General features: G+C 74.3%; 14 protein-coding genes. 3 read left to right on the top strand and 11 right to left on the bottom strand.

What is annotated here, in order from left to right; genetic code table 11:
• Positions 1-25 precede the first annotated feature (25 nt).
• The 6 genes from ABZ914_RS09860 to ABZ914_RS09835 form a co-directional block, all read right to left on the bottom strand.
• Positions 26-655 (bottom strand): HhH-GDP family DNA glycosylase, encoded by a 630-nt coding sequence (locus ABZ914_RS09860; protein WP_500192635.1) that lies wholly within the window; start codon positions 653-655, stop codon positions 26-28.
• 73 nt (positions 656-728) lie between these two features.
• Positions 729-1,487 carry a ribonuclease HII gene (gene rnhB, locus ABZ914_RS09855; protein WP_500192658.1) on the bottom strand — a complete coding sequence of 253 codons (759 nt, stop codon included), beginning with the start codon at positions 1,485-1,487 and terminating at the stop codon, positions 729-731.
• Between the two features lie 50 nt (positions 1,488-1,537).
• Positions 1,538-2,143 carry a response regulator gene (locus ABZ914_RS09850; RefSeq protein WP_190858039.1) on the bottom strand — a complete coding sequence of 202 codons (606 nt, stop codon included), beginning with the start codon at positions 2,141-2,143 and terminating at the stop codon, positions 1,538-1,540.
• 94 nt (positions 2,144-2,237) lie between these two features.
• Positions 2,238-3,497, bottom strand: coding sequence for a sensor histidine kinase (locus ABZ914_RS09845; protein WP_500192634.1), 1,260 nt, complete (start codon positions 3,495-3,497; stop codon positions 2,238-2,240).
• 47 nt (positions 3,498-3,544) lie between these two features.
• Positions 3,545-4,273 carry an ABC transporter permease gene (locus ABZ914_RS09840; RefSeq protein WP_433150367.1) on the bottom strand — a complete coding sequence of 243 codons (729 nt, stop codon included), beginning with the start codon at positions 4,271-4,273 and terminating at the stop codon, positions 3,545-3,547.
• Complete coding sequence (locus ABZ914_RS09835; protein ID WP_500192633.1) at positions 4,270-5,226, bottom strand: ABC transporter ATP-binding protein; 957 nt, start codon at positions 5,224-5,226, stop codon at positions 4,270-4,272. The genes ABZ914_RS09840 and ABZ914_RS09835 overlap by 4 nt, the downstream gene beginning before the upstream one ends.
• A gap of 185 nt (positions 5,227-5,411) precedes the next feature.
• Here ABZ914_RS09835 and ABZ914_RS09830 point away from each other — a divergent pair, with 185 nt between their 5' ends.
• The 3 genes from ABZ914_RS09830 to ABZ914_RS09820 all read left to right on the top strand — a co-directional run bounded on the left by ABZ914_RS09830 (position 5,412) and on the right by ABZ914_RS09820 (position 9,915).
• Entirely contained in the window at positions 5,412-8,006 is a 2,595-nt protein-coding gene (locus ABZ914_RS09830; protein WP_500192632.1) for an AAA family ATPase, read from the top strand.
• Positions 8,007-8,053: 47 nt separating this feature from the next.
• Entirely contained in the window at positions 8,054-9,139 is a 1,086-nt protein-coding gene (locus ABZ914_RS09825) for a winged helix DNA-binding domain-containing protein (protein ID WP_500192631.1), read from the top strand.
• A gap of 80 nt (positions 9,140-9,219) precedes the next feature.
• Positions 9,220-9,915, top strand: a complete 696-nt coding sequence (locus ABZ914_RS09820) for a histidine phosphatase family protein (protein WP_500192630.1) — start codon at positions 9,220-9,222, stop codon at positions 9,913-9,915.
• A 67-nt stretch (positions 9,916-9,982) separates the two neighbouring features.
• Here ABZ914_RS09820 and ABZ914_RS09815 read toward each other — a convergent pair whose 3' ends face one another.
• From ABZ914_RS09815 to ABZ914_RS09795, 5 genes are read right to left on the bottom strand one after another with little or no spacing between them, the layout of a single operon-like run.
• Positions 9,983-10,831 (bottom strand): 5-oxoprolinase subunit C family protein, encoded by an 849-nt coding sequence (locus ABZ914_RS09815; protein ID WP_500192629.1) that lies wholly within the window; start codon positions 10,829-10,831, stop codon positions 9,983-9,985.
• Positions 10,828-11,442: a 5-oxoprolinase subunit PxpB gene (gene pxpB, locus ABZ914_RS09810; RefSeq protein ID WP_190858023.1), complete on the bottom strand. Its 615-nt coding sequence runs from the start codon at positions 11,440-11,442 to the stop codon at positions 10,828-10,830. Before pxpB ends, ABZ914_RS09815 begins: the two co-directional genes overlap by 4 nt.
• On the bottom strand, positions 11,439-12,191 hold the full coding sequence (locus tag ABZ914_RS09805; protein ID WP_433247428.1) for a LamB/YcsF family protein: 753 nt from the start codon (positions 12,189-12,191) through the stop codon (positions 11,439-11,441). Before ABZ914_RS09805 ends, pxpB begins: the two co-directional genes overlap by 4 nt.
• Before the next feature lie 48 nt (positions 12,192-12,239).
• Positions 12,240-12,608, bottom strand: coding sequence for a UCP033725 family protein (locus ABZ914_RS09800; protein ID WP_190858019.1), 369 nt, complete (start codon positions 12,606-12,608; stop codon positions 12,240-12,242).
• The gene (locus ABZ914_RS09795) at positions 12,605-13,384 is read right to left on the bottom strand and encodes a hypothetical protein (protein WP_500192628.1); all 780 of its coding nucleotides are present in this window, start codon (positions 13,382-13,384) and stop codon (positions 12,605-12,607) included. The genes ABZ914_RS09800 and ABZ914_RS09795 overlap by 4 nt, the downstream gene beginning before the upstream one ends.
• Between the last annotated feature and the right edge of the window lie 527 nt (positions 13,385-13,911).

Raw genomic sequence — 13,911 nt, 5'->3', positions numbered from 1 at the left:
CGCCCGCGCGCGCTGGGCGCGCGTATCAGGCCTTGACGGCGTCGGCGAGCTTCTTGTCGCGGGCCACGCGTACCAGCGCGGCACTCAGCCGCGCCAGGTCCTTCTCCGGGACCTTGGAGGCGAGCTTGCCGGCGTCGGTGGGCAGCCCCACCCGCTCCGCGCCCTTCTTGACCTGCGAGTCGACGTAGGGGCGCAGCCACGGCCACATGGCCTGGGCCTCCCGGCAGAAGATGTCGACGCCCGTCGGCCCGATGCCGGGGAACTCCCGGAGCAGCTCGGCGGCCTTGTGCGGATCGCGTCCCGCCTCTATGGCGAGCTTGCGCAGGTCCCCCTTGTACTTGTCCTGGACTATCTCCGCCATGTCCCCGAGCCGCGTCGCGGTGCTCTCGTCATAGCGGACGTAGTGGCCGCGCCCCAGCGCGTCCACGCGTTCCTGCCAGGTCAGCTTCGCCATGCCGCGCGGCGTCCCGCCGCCCGCCTCGAACAGCTCCCGCGCGGCCGCGAGCGCGATGTCCGACGAGATGCGGGCGCTCAGCAGGTTCGCCATGACGAGCAGCTTGAACAGCGCCGCGGGCTGGTCCTTCAGCGGGATCCCGGCCTCCTCCGCGAACGTCTCGCCGGACTCGCGCAGCAGCTTCTTGATGACGGCGTCCATGGCTTGCACCTCCCGTAGACCGACGCGTACCCGGGCTGAGGGGGATGACTCATGCGCCCGCGCGGAGGCGCCCTCACAGGAGGCTGAGCTGCCCCTCCCCGGCGAGCGGGTCGCGGTGCTTCTTCAGGTGCCGCCATCGCGGCAGGTCGTCGAGGTAGGACCAGGAGAGCCGGTGGTGCGGGGTGGGCCCGGACTCCTCCAGGGCCCGCTGGTGGACGGGAGACGGGTACCCGGCGCTGTCGGCGAACCCGTAGCCCGGATGTTCGTGCTCCAGATCCGCCATCAGGCCGTCCCGGTGGACCTTCGCCAGGACGGACGCCGCCGCGACCGTCACCGACCGCTGGTCCGCCTTGATCTCGCAGCGCACCCGCCAGGGGCGACGCAGGAAGTCGTGCTTGCCGTCCAGGATCACCACGTCCGGCGGGTGCGGCAGCGCCTCCAGCGCGCGCACGGCGGCGCGCCGCAGCGCCTCGGTCATGCCGACCTCGTCGATCTCCTCCGGCGCGGACGCGCCGATGGCGTGCCCGGCGAGCCATCCCGGAAGCACCTCGGCGAACGACGCGCGATGCGCTGCCGTGAGCAGCTTGGAGTCGGTCAGCGCGACGGTTCGGTCACCGCGCCCGCGCAGCACCGGGGGCGCGCTGAGGTCGGTCATCGCGGCGCACACCACGACGGGGCCCGCCCAGGCGCCGCGGCCGACCTCGTCCACGCCCGCGATCCTGACCGGGCGGTCGCCCCCGGCGAGCGCGTCCCGCAACTCCCGCTCGATCTCGTAGCCCGCCGCGCGCGTGGCGTCCCCGTGCGCGGGGGGAGCGGGATCGAGACCGGGCAGCGCGTCGGCCGGGCCGGTGGAAGAGGCGTCCTCAGGGACGTGTTCGGTGGTCACAGCCAGCCATTGTGGCGGGCCGTCCCCACCGCCTCGATGCGATTGCGCGCACCCGTCTTGCCGATCGCCGAGGACAGGTAGTTGCGGACGGTGCTCTCCGACAGGTGCAGGCGCCCGGCGATGTCGGCGATGGTCGCGCCGTCGGACGCGGCGGTCAGCACGTCCCGCTCCCGCTCGGTCAGCGGGTTCGGCCCCACCGACAGCGCGGCGGTCGCCAGCGCGGGGTCGACGACCTGCTCCCCGGCCAGGACGCGCCGGAGCGCGGCGACGAGGTCCTCGATCGGGCCGTCCTTCACCAGGAAGCCGCTCGCGCCCGCCTCCATCGCCCGCCGCAGGTAGCCGGGACGGCCGAACGTGGTGACGATGAGGACCTTGCAGCCCGGCAGTTCGCGGCGCAGGTCGGCCGCCACGTCGAGGCCGCTGCGGCCCGGCATCTCGATGTCGAGCACCGCCACGTCCGGGCGCGTCCGCAGGGCCTCTTCGAGCACCCGCGCGCCGTCGCCGACCTGCGCGACGACTTCCAGGTCCTCTTCGAGTCCCAGCAGCAGCGCGAGCGCGCCGCGCATCATGCCCTGGTCCTCGGCGAGCAGAACTTTGATCACGGGCTTCCTCCAGGCCCCATTCTCCACCGGCGCCGCGGCGCGCCGTCCGGCCGCCGCGCCGCCCTGGTCCGCTGGTCCGCGCCGGCGGCGTCCGTCAGATCGGCACGGTGGCCGTCAGCAGGAACCCGCCGCCGGGCGCGGGTCCCGTGCGGAGGGTGCCGCCGGCGGCCCCCATCCGTTCCGCCAGCCCCCGCAGGCCGTGCCCGCCGGAGCCCAGCGAGAGCCCCGGGGTTTCCGCGCGGGACCGGTCGCCGTCACCGCCGTCCCGGCCGGTGGCCGCGTGCGCGGCGCCGACCGCTTCGGCGGCGGCGTTCCGGCCCGGGCCGGTCCCGTCGTCGCTGATCTCCACGGTCGCGCTGCCGTCGTCGTTGCGGATCGTGATGGCGCAGCTCCGGGCGCCGCTGTGCCGGATCACGTTCGTGACGCCCTCCCGCACCGCCCAGCCGAGCAGCGCGTCCGGTTCCGGCGGCAGCGGCGGCCCGGCCCGGCGGACGGCCGCGTCCACGCCCGAGTCCGCCAGCGCGGTGACCGCCGCGTCGAGCTCCTCGGCGAGGCCGCGCCCGCGGTAGCCGGAGACCGCCTGGCGCACCTCGTCGAGGGCCTGCCGCCCGACCTTCTCGATGTCGGCGGCCTGCTCGGCGGCCACCGCGGGATCGCGCTCGGCGACCAGCCGGACGGCCTGCGCCTTCACGACCATGACCGACAGCGTGTGGCCGAGCAGGTCGTGCAGGTCCCTGGAGAAGCGGAGCCGTTCCTGCTCGACGGCCGCCTTCGCCAGCTCCTCGCGCGCCGCGCGGAGCATGCCGATGACGGTGAACAGGCGCAGCACGACCGCTGTCACCAGCGCGGCGGTGACCACGCCGTACCAACTGCCGAGGACGGTCTGCGCGTCCTCCCCGGCGGCAGTGGAGACGAGGATGCACAGCGCAGAGACGCCTCCGATGCCGACGAGCATCGGCAGTTCCGGGCCCTTCGTCTGGCGCGGCATGTGCCCGACGACGATGCCGGTGGCCAGCCCCAGCAGCGGCCACAGCGTGAACCACCGGTGCTGGAAGCCGGCTGTGGCGGCCGACGCCACGCCCGCCTCCACGAGCAGCAGCCCTACCGGCACCTTGATCGGCACCCGCCCGTCGAACGCGGTGCGGGCCACGGCGATGTGCACGGCCGCGAACGCGAGCAGCGCGAGGACGGCCAGCCACACGGGGTGCGACCGGCCCTCGACGATGTCGCGCAGCGGCCACAGCAGGATGATCAGCCAGAAGACGAACGCGCCGCCCTCGGGGCCGTTGCGGTCCAGCTTGTCCAGGTCCAGGTCGGGCGTCCGCCGGGGCGGGGCCTCCTTCCAGAGCCTCACCCGGTGCTCTCCTCGCTCACGCGCAAACGGTACGCGGATGGGGACGCTCACGCCGAACGCGCCGAGCGCCGGTAGCCGTACACGGCGACCGCAGCGAACAGGACCGCCCATCCGGCGAGCACCAGTACCCCCGTAAGGGACGGGGCGTCGCCGTCGGTCACGCGCCAGGAGAGCTCCCCATAGCGGTTGATGGGGGTGGCGGTGGCGAGGCGTTCCAGCCAGCCGGGGAACTTCGAGATGGGGACCCACAGGCCGCCGAGCAGGGACAGGCCCATGTAGCAGACGAGCCCCGCCATCTGCGCCTGCTGGCCCGTGAGCAGATAGCCGAGGCCGATGGCGAGTACGGCGATCGGCGCGATGCCCGCCCACAGCAGCACCAGTACGGCGGCCCACTGCCCGGCGCCGAGCGACACCCCGTTCACCAGGGCTCCGGCAAGGCACACCGACAGGATCGGCGGGAGGGTGACGACCATCGCGCACAGCGCCCGCCCGACGACGACGTCCAGCGGCCGTAGCGGCAGGAGGCGGAGCTGCCGTATCCAGCCGATCGGCTTGTCCTCGGCTATGGCGACGCCACTGCCCATGACCGCGCCGATGGCGCCGAAGCCGGCCATGCCCACCATCGAGTACACCGCGCCGCCCTGCCCGGAGTCACCGGTCAGGTCCAGCGAGGTGAACACCAGGTACATGGTCAGCGGCGAGACCAGGCTCATCACCAGGTATCCGGGGTCGCGCAGGAGACGCACCATCTCCAGCCGGACGTAGTGCACGATCATCGTGCGCCTCCCTCCGCGCGCGCGCCGCGGGCATGGGTCAGGGTGAGGAACGCCTCCTCCAGCCGGGCGCCGGTCACCTCCAGGTTCCGGACGAGGCCCGCCTCGGCGAGCGCCAGGACGGTCGCGTCGGAGTCGGTGGTGTGGAGCCTGGCCCGGCCGCCGCCGACCTCGCTGCTGACGACGCCCGGCAGGACGCCCAGGGACGGCGCGCTGCCTACCAGGTCGAAGCTGACCGTGCGGCCCGGCACGCGCCGCTTGATGCCGTCGCTCGTGCCGTCGGCGACGACCCGTCCGCGGTCCATGACGACGATGCGGTCCGCATGGTCGTCGGCCTCCTCCAGGTAGTGCGTGGAGAACAGCACCGTGCCGCCCCTTTCCGCGTATCCGCGGACGGCCGCCCACAGTTCCCGCCGTGCCTCGATGTCGAGACCCGTGGTGGGCTCGTCCAGGACGACGAGGTCGGGCGCGCCCGCCATGGCGATCGCGAACCTGACCCGCTGCGCCTGCCCGCCCGACAACCGGTCGGCCTTCCGCCCGGCGAGTTCCGTGATCCGCGCCGTCTCCATCAACTCGCTCAGGGCGGGCACGGTGGAGGCGCGCCCGATCGCCTTGGCCTTTCTGGCATAGGCGAGCCTGACGAAACCGAGCAGTTCCCGTACGGTGACCCCGCCGATCAGCCTGCCGCTCTGCGGCATCGCCCCGACACGGCCGGCTCGCACCGCCTGCTCTGGGGGCGTGCCCAGGAGCGTGACCGTGCCGGAGTCCGGCTGCAGCAGGCCGAGGAGCATGCCGATGGCGGTCGACTTGCCGGCGCCGTTCGGCCCGAGGAGCGCCACCGACGTCCCGCGGTCGAGCCGCAGGTCGAGGCCGTCCACAGCCCGCACGGCGCCGTAGCTCTTGGTGACGCCGGCGAACTCCACCGCGCTCGCCGCCTCCGTCGTCTGGACTGTCATGTCCGTGACGCTACGGACCGCGCCATGGCCGGCTGCAGAGCCGAACCTCTGGTTCTTCGCAGGACAAATGTCCTGGTCTCGCGGCGGTGCGAACAGGACTCCCGACCGGGCGGCCTCCACCGGAGTCAATGAACGCGGCGCGGGGAGTCCCGTTCCGGCCTGTCCTGCGCTTTACTCGCTTATTGATGGCTTTGTTTGGCAGGTCCCGCTCCCGCCCGGCGAAGGACGCCGCGGCGCGGGATCTCTTCGAGCGCCTGCGCTGGCGCTACTTCCAGATCCCGGCGGGGCTGCGGTTCCTCGGCGGGGTCCTGCTGGTCGCGCTCGTGCTGGCGGCGGTGGTCGTCGCGGGCGGGCCGGTCCTCGGCACGGCGGCGTTCGCGGTCATCCTGCTCATCGTCGTCCACCTGACGCTCCGCTCGCCCACCGGGATGGCGGTGGTCGCGGTCGTCGCGTCATGGCTGGCGCTGTCGGTGCCGCTGGGCCGGCTCTACCCGGACGGCGGGCACCCGCCCTACCTGGGCCCGGAACTGCTGCTCGCGCTGCTGGCCCTGCCGGTGGCGTTCATGGCCTTCCGCCTGCGCGGGTACGCGCCCTGGCGGACGGCGCTGCTCGCGCTCGGCGCGGCGGGGGTGGCGACCGCGGCGATCGCGCATCCGCTTCCGCAGGCGAGCGTCCTGCCGGGATGGGCCGCGGCCTTCGCGGTGCTCGCCTACCGCTGGGACCAGGCGCGGCGCGCGGTCCCGGCCGAGGCGTACGAGACCGGCTGGGTGCAGGAGCAGGCCGCCCCGAAGGGGGACGCGACGGTGGCATCTCGGCGGAACCCCTCCGGCCCGGAGAAGCGTGACCGGCCCGACCGGCGGGATACCGGCGGGTCCGCGCGGCCCTCATCCGGCGCCTCGCGCGACGACGCGCCCGGCTCGGCTTCCGGGGCCCCGGCGGCCGCGCAGGCGGCCCAGCGGCCGCGTGCGGCGGCTCAGGCGGCCGAAGCCGCCGGTGCCGTGGACGCCGCGGCGACCGGTGACGCCGGCGGGACGGACGAACCGGGCATCTCCGTCGCGGAGGCCCTCGCGGAGCTCGAGGCCATGATCGGGCTGGAGCCGGTCAAGCGGCAGGTGCGCTCCATCGCCGCGTCCATCGAGGCCGCGCACATGCGCGCCGCCGCCGGCGTGCCCACGGAGAAGCCCATGCGGCACTTCGTGTTCGTGGGACCGCCCGGCACCGGCAAGACCACCGTCGCGCGCGTCCTCGCGAAGATCTTCTACGCGTTCGGGCTGCTGCCCCGGCAGACGGTGGTGGAGGCCCACCGCGCCGACCTCGTCGGGGAGTTCCTGGGCGCCACCGCCATCAAGACCAACCGGCTCGTCGACTCCGCCCTGGGCGGGCTGCTCTTCATCGACGAGGCGTACGCCCTCGTCAACTCCGCCGAAGGACAGCCCGACCGGTTCGGCGACGAGGCCGTGCAGGCGCTCCTCAAGCGCGCCGAGGACGACCGCGACAACCTGGTGATCATCCTCGCCGGATACGACGCGCAGATGGAGGAGTTCCTCGGCTCCAACCCCGGCCTCGCGTCCCGCTTCGGCACCCGCGTGCACTTCCCGTCGTACCGGCCCGCCGAACTCCTCCAGATCGCCGAGTACCACACGGGCCTCCGCGAGGACCGCCTCTCGCCCGGCGCCCGCGACCGGCTGTCCGCCCGCTTCGAGGAGGTCGAGCGCCGCGGCATCGTCGACGAGCTGGGCAACGGAAGGTTCGTCCGCACGCTCACCGAGGCGGCGGCGCGCGCGCGTGACGTACGGGTCGTCGACGCCGTCGCGTCGTCCGGCGAACCGGCCGCACCGAGCGCGGACGACCTCGTGACCCTGCTCGAAGAGGACGTCGAGACGGCCTTCGCGGAGGTGACCGAGCGGTACCGCGGCTACGCCGAGACGCCGACGCTGGACGAGGCGCTCGGCTCGCTGGACGCGATGATCGGGCTCGAACCGGTGAAACGGCAGGTCCGGGAGATCGCCGCGCAGCTCCAGGTGGCGCGGATGCGCCGCGAGCAGGGGCTCGTCGCGCGGCCGCCGACGCGGCACTTCGTGTTCACCGGCCCGCCGGGGACGGGCAAGACGACGGTCGCGCGGGTCCTCGGCCGGATCTTCGCGGCGTTCGGGCTGCTCGCGCGGCCGGAGGTGGTCGAGGCGCAGCGCGCCGACCTCGTGGGCGAGCACCTCGGCGCGACGGCCCTGAAGACGAACAAGGTCGTCGACTCGGCGCTCGGCGGCGTGCTGTTCGTCGACGAGGCGTACGCGCTGACCAACCCGGGCTACTCGGGCGGCGACGCGTTCGGCGCCGAGGCGGTGCAGGTCCTGCTGAAGCGCGCCGAGGACGACAGGGACCGCCTCGTCGTCGTCCTCGCCGGATACGAGGCCGACATGAACCGCTTCCTGGCGTCCAACCCGGGGCTCGCGTCCCGCTTCGACGTCCGCGTGGACTTCCCCTCCTACGGGCCCGACGAACTGCTGCGCATAGCCCAGCTCATAGCCGAGCAGGGCGGCGACCAGTGGGAGGAGCGCGCCCTCGACGACCTCGCGCTGGTCTTCCAGCACGTCTGCGGGACGGGCCGCATCGACGAGCTCGGCAACGGCCGTTTCGCGCGGTCCCTGTACGAGAAGGCGTGCGCGTGCCGGGCGCTGCGGGCGGCCGGGCTGGGATCCGCCGCGACCGCCGCCGACCTGACCCTGCTGACGGCCGACGACGTGCGGGACGCCTTCGCCGAACTCAGCCACCGCCTGGCCTGAGCCCCGCGCCGGGCGATTCTGTCGGCGGTCCGGTGTCTAATCGGGTGATGACCTCGGTTACGTGGGGGCAGGTGCTGGCCTGGCGGATGCGGCGGCAGTACATCGAATCGCCCGGCGATGTCTCGGCCGTCGACATCGCGCGGCGCCTGGCGGGCGTGCAGGCGCAGGTCGCCTCCGCCGCCGAGCTCGCCGTGGCGGTCCGTCAGGAGACGCCCAGGCCCGGTGAGGTGGCGAGCGCGGTCCTGGACGACAGGACGCTCGTGAAGACGTGGGCCATGCGCGGCACACTGCACCTGCTCCCGGCGGACGAGGTCGCCGCCTACCTCGTGCTGTGCGCCGCCGTCCGCAACTGGGAGAAGGCGACCTGGCAGCGGAACTTCGGCGCGACCCCCGCCGATCTGGAGGCGATCGCCGGAGCCGCCGCCGAAGCGCTCGCGGGCGGGGGCGCGCTCACGCGCGAGGAGCTGACCGCCGCCGTGGTGGAGGAGACCGGCTCTCGGCACCTCGCGGAGGTGCTGGGCTCCGGGTGGGGCACGCTCCTCAAGCCGCTGGCCTGGTGGGGCGTCCTCTGCTACGGGCCGCCGCAGGGAACGCGGGTCACGTTCACGGCACCGGAGCATTGGCTGCCCGCATGGAAGGGGCTGCCGCCCGTGGACGAGGCCGCCCGTACGGTCATCCACGCCTACCTCGGTGCGCACGGCCCCGCCACGCCCGAGATGTTCGACAACTGGCTCATGCGCAAGGGCAACCGGAAGAAGGACGTGAAGGGCTGGTTCGACGCCGCCGCGGACGGGCTGTCCATGGTCGAGGTCGAGGGCGTGCCCATGCACGTGCTGGAGGGGCACCTCGATGAACTGGTGGACACCGCACCGGCCACGTCGGTGCGGCTCCTGGGGGCGTTCGATCAGTACGTCCTGGGAGCTGGAACCAGCGCCCTCTATCTGATCCCGGTCGATCGGCGCTCCGAGGTGAGCCGTACGGGCGGCTGGATCTCCCCGGTCGTCCTGCACGAGGGACGCGTCGCCGGGGTGTGGGAGGCGAAGGACGGGAACCCGGCCGTGACGGCGTTCGAAGACCTCCCGGCCGGGCCTCTCGAGGCCGAGCGGGAACGCCTGGGGCGGCTCCTGGCCTGACCGTCGGCGGCGCGCCGGACGCGCGGGATCCTTCACCCCGGCGTGATGCGGCCGCGAGCGACCCGCATAAGGTGCCTTCCGTGGACGAGCGGGACCAGCCGGTCGAATACCGGCAGAGGCGTTACCAGCCGCCGGAAGGCGCGACCGAACTGCTGCTGATCCGGCACGGGGCCTCCGCACCGGCCCGCCCCGACGCGCCGTTCCCGCTGGTGGACGGTCAGGGCGATCCCGAGCTGGCGCCCGAGGGCCGCGAGCAGGCCGACCGGGTCGCGGAGCGGCTCGCGTCGACCCGGCTGGACGCCCTCTACGTGACCCCGCTGCGCAGGACCGCGGAGACCGCCGCCCCGCTGGCGCGCAAGCTCGGCATCGAGCCGCGCGTCGAGCCCGCCCTGCGCGAGGTGCATCTCGGCGAGTGGGAGGGCGGCCTGTTCCGCAAGATGGTCGCCGAGAACGACCCGGTCGCCCAGCGCATGGTCGCGGAGGAGCGCTGGGACGTCATCCCCGGCGCGGAGTCCGACGAGGCGTTCGCCGCCCGCGTCCGGGAGGGCCTCGGCCGGGTCGCCGCCGCCCATCCCGGCGGACGCGTGGCGGTGTTCACCCACGGCGGCGTGATCGGGCAGGCGCTCGCGGCCGCCACCGGATCCCGGCCGTTCGCGTTCCTCACCCCCGACAACGGGTCGATCTCGGTGCTGGTGTGGAAGGAGGGCCTGTCGTCGATCCGCGGGTTCAACGACGTCTCGCATCTGGACGGGTCCGCGCCCGCGCCCCTGTCCTGACCAGGAGGCGGCCGTCCTGACCGGGCCGCTGTCCTGACCGGGGCGTCCGTCCGGGCCGGGGGCGGCGTCAGGTCCGGAATCGGACGTGCTGCCCTGGACGCAGTTGCGCCGCGTCCGGCACCGACGCCGCGGCGAGCACCGCGACGACCGGGTAGCCGCCGGTCGTCGGATGGTCGGCCAGGAAGACGATGGGCAGGCCGCTGGGCGGCACCTGGACCGAGCCGGTGACCATGCCCTCGCTGCCCAGTTCCCCGCCCCGCGACCGTGCCAGCGGGGGCCCGTCGAGCCTGATGCCCACCCGGTTGCTGTCCGGCGACACCTGGTAAGGCGCCGACGTGAGCGTCGCCATCGCGTCCTCGGTGAACCAGTCGGCGCGCGGGCCGGGCAGTATGCGCAGGACCGGCGTCTCCGGCATGCCCGGGACCGGCGCCACGTCCACGGTGATGGCGCCCAGGTCCGCCGCAGGCCCCACCGGAAGCCGGGCACCGGGCGACAGCGGCGCGGGCCCGAGACCCGACAGCAGGTCGGTCGACCTGCTTCCGAGCACAGGGTCGACCGTTATGCCGCCGCGCACGGCGAGGTAACTGCGCAGGCCGTGCGCGGGCGTGCCCAGTTCCAGCACGCCTCCCCGCCGCACATGGCACGGCGCGTTCGTCCCATGCGCGCGCCCGTCGATGCACATCGGCGAGGGTGCGCCCGTGACGGCCACCCAGGCGTCCTCGTGGAACCGCACGGAGCCGCCGCCGAAGGTGAACTCCACGCACGCCGCGCCTTCGGGGTTGCCGACGAGCCGGTTGGCGAGGCGCAGGGCGCGCTCGTCGGCCGCGCCCGAACGCGGCACGCCGAGGTGGGCGAAGCCGGGCCTGCCGAGATCCTGGACGGTCGCCAGCGGGCCGGGCCGGAGGACCTCGATCAAGAAGGCTCCTCCGGGACGAACCGGACGCGCGTCCCCGGCCGCAGCAGGGACGGCGGTTCGCGCGTCACGTCCCACAACGGCAGCCGGCTCCTGCCGAGGAGCCGCCAGCCGCCCGGCGACCGGGACGGGTAGACGGCCGCGTACCGTCCCGCGATCGCCACCGATCCCGCCGGGACCGCCGTGCGCGGCGACTCGCGGCGCGCCACGTGCAGCGCCGGGTCCAGGCCCGTCAGGTAGCCGAAGCCGGGCGAGAAGCCCAGGTACGCGACCGTGTACGCACCGGACGCGTGCCTGCGGACGACCTCCTCCCGCGACAGCCCGGTGAGGGCCGCCACCTCGTCGAGGTCCTCCCCGTCGTAGACCACGGGGATCTCGACCGGTTCGGCGTCGCCCTCCGCGTCGTCGGGCAGCGCCAGGTCCGGCAGCCGGGCCGCGAGACGGTCGAGGTCGGCGGACGGGTCGGCCACCACCAGGACGGTCTGCTCGCCCGGGACGACGTCCACGACGCCGGGCCAGGACGCCTCGCGCAGCGCCGCGTTCAGCCGATGGGCCGTCGCCAGGTCACCGGTCTCCACGAGGAGAGCCGCATCACCGGCCCTTAGGACTCTCACGCGAACGGCTCCAGCGCGACGCCCGCGCCGGACAGCGCGGACCGGACCGACTCCGCGAGCGCCACCGCGCCGGGTGTGTCACCGTGCACGCAGATGGAACGCGCCTGAAGGGGGACCTCGGTGCCGTCCACCGCGACGACCGTTCCCTCCACCGCCATCCGCACCGCCCTCCGCACGACGGCGTCCGCATCGTGCACGACCGCGCCGGGCTCACGGCGCGACACGAGCCCGCCCGACGGCGTGTAGGCGCGATCGGCGAAGCATTCGGCCACCACCGTCAGCCCTTGGGCGACCTCGTGCACGGCCGACCCGGGAAGCGTCAGCAGAGGCAATGTCGCGTCGTAGGCGCGCACCGCGTCCGCCACCGCAGCGGCCTGCACGGCGTCGCGGGCGATGCGGTTGTACAGCGCGCCATGGGGCTTCACGTAGCTCACTCGGCCGCCCTCCGCGCGCGCGATGCCGTCCAGAGCGGCGATCTGGTACAGCACCTCGGCGGTGAGCTCCGGCGGCGCCACGTCCATCTCACGGCGGCCGAACCCCGCCAGGTCCCGGTAGGAGACCTGGGCTCCGATCGTCACGCCGCGCTCCACCGACGCGGCGCACACCCGCCGCATGATGAGCGGATCGCCGGCATGGAACCCGCACGCCACGTTCGCGCTCGTGATGACGTCGAGCAACGCCAGGTCGTCGCCCAGCTCCCAGATGCCGAACCCCTCGCCGAGGTCGGCGTTGATGTCGATGACCGCCATGCCCAAGACCTACCACCGATCGCCCGGCCGGCCGGGGCCGGGCTCGCCTCAGACCGACTCCTCGCGCACGTCCTCGACCTCGTGTTTGGAAGCCCATGCCTGGTAGACGCCGCGGTCGAACAGCTCCAGCCCGAGGCTCTCGGCCACCGGCGCCTTGCCGCCGGTGTACTCCACCCGCAGCCACCCCTGGTGCTCGCCGAGCACCACGAACGGCTCGCCGCGCCACGTGCAGTACGTGCTGACGTACCGGACGTCCTCGACCTCCGAGGCCGGCACCACCTGGACGAACCGGCCCGGGCTGATCTGCCGGAACCCGTCGGCGTGCTCGCTGACGTAGAGCCGCACCCGGTCGCCGTCCGGGCTGGCCTCGTACTCGGTGCCGCGCCAGCGCGCGAAGAAGCCGTGCCGGACCCTCATCCCCGTCCTCCCGGGAGCCTGACGAGCCAGCGGCGCAGGTCGGCGTCGTACGCCGCGACCAGCGACTCCCGCCCGGCCGCGTCGAGCCGGTACAGCTCGGCGCCGTGCGGCAGCCGCTGGCTCTCGATCTTGAACTCGGGGACGGCGGGGCCGTCGCCCGGCGCGTACCCCGAGCCGGGGAACGGCGCCTTCTCGATCACCCAGCCGCCCGGGATGATCCCCATGCTCCACTCGTCGATGCCGCCCAGCGGCCGCCGGAACAGCGACGGCTTCACCGCGGGCCACCGGACCACGAAGATCTCCTCGTCGCCGGGGGCGAACGGCGACCCCTCGTACACGAGGCCGAGGCAGCGGATCAGGGCGGCGGGCGTGTTCAGCTCCGCCACGTCCTGGAGCCGGTGCACGTACCCGGCGACGAGGTCGTAACCGCCCTCCAGGTAGTGCTGCACATGCTCGCGGCGGAGGACCTTCTGCATGACCACGGTCTCGGACGCCGCGTCCAGGCGGTCGGCGTTCTCCGGAGCCGCGTCGCCGCTCGGGACGGTCTCACGAGGAACATCGCCCACCGGCAGGGGCACGTCCTGGGGCACCACAGTGGGACGCGTCGGTCCCGGTGGGTCCAGGGGGACCTGGTTCGGCGTCGTCTCGCGCGGGGCCACGGGCTCTACGCGGTCGAACGCCGGAGCCTGCGGCGGCGGGCTCTGGACGAGGGGTTCCTCGTGTGTGCGCGCGGGGGCGGCGGGCGGCTGGAACGAGGACGCGGTCGGCGCCTCCATGGGGGGAACGGCGGCGCCTCTACGGCCGAGCTCCGGCGGCCGGGGAATGTCCCGCGCCGTTTGCTGCGGACCCGGGGCCGTTCCGGGCGCCGCCGGTGAGCCGTGGGGCTGCGGGTTCGAGGGGACGCCTTGCGAACCGAAGGGCGCGGGCTGCGGGGTGGTGAGGCGGGCCGCCTGCGATCCGTGCGGGACGCTCTGCTCCTGCGACGCGGGCGCGGAGGTCGGGTGCGGGGCGCCGTGCAGCGGCGGAACCGGAAGCCCGTGAGGATCGGCCGGCGTCTCCCGCGCGGCCGCAGGCGCGGGCCGCGGCGCGGGCTCGGGCCGCGGGGCCGCTTCAGGACGTTCGCGCCGGCGGGGGAGCGGGGCCGGGTCGGCGTCCGGCGGTGAGGGCGTCTGTGCGGCCGCGGGAACGCCCTGGGGTGCAGCGGGCCCGTCCTGCGCGCGAGCGGGCGCCTGCGGCGTTCTGGCGGCGGCCCGGGAGGCTCCCGCGTCCGGCTGCCGGCGCCGCCGCGCCGCCGTCCGGGACG

Origin of the sequence: Spirillospora sp. NPDC046719 (assembly GCF_040645715.1) — a bacterium.
Lineage (GTDB): Bacteria > Actinomycetota > Actinomycetes > Streptosporangiales > Streptosporangiaceae > Spirillospora.
Note: the sequence above shows the minus strand (reverse complement) of the source record. Positions and strands in the feature narration are given on the sequence as shown.

What these genes read in the sequence shown, in the direction of transcription:
- ABZ914_RS09860 (WP_500192635.1), bottom strand. Translation starts at nt 655, where the DNA reads ATGGACGCCGTCATCAAGAAGCTGCTGCGCGAGTCCGGCGAGACGTTC.
- ABZ914_RS09840 (WP_433150367.1), bottom strand. Translation starts at nt 4,273, where the DNA reads ATGATCGTGCACTACGTCCGGCTGGAGATGGTGCGTCTCCTGCGCGAC.
- ABZ914_RS09835 (WP_500192633.1), bottom strand. Translation starts at nt 5,226, where the DNA reads ATGACAGTCCAGACGACGGAGGCGGCGAGCGCGGTGGAGTTCGCCGGC.
- ABZ914_RS09830 (WP_500192632.1), top strand. Translation starts at nt 5,412, where the DNA reads ATGGCTTTGTTTGGCAGGTCCCGCTCCCGCCCGGCGAAGGACGCCGCG.
- ABZ914_RS09825 (WP_500192631.1), top strand. Translation starts at nt 8,054, where the DNA reads ATGACCTCGGTTACGTGGGGGCAGGTGCTGGCCTGGCGGATGCGGCGG.
- ABZ914_RS09805 (WP_433247428.1), bottom strand. Translation starts at nt 12,191, where the DNA reads ATGGCGGTCATCGACATCAACGCCGACCTCGGCGAGGGGTTCGGCATC.
- ABZ914_RS09800 (WP_190858019.1), bottom strand. Translation starts at nt 12,608, where the DNA reads ATGAGGGTCCGGCACGGCTTCTTCGCGCGCTGGCGCGGCACCGAGTAC.
- ABZ914_RS09795 (WP_500192628.1), bottom strand. Translation starts at nt 13,384, where the DNA reads ATGGAGGCGCCGACCGCGTCCTCGTTCCAGCCGCCCGCCGCCCCCGCG.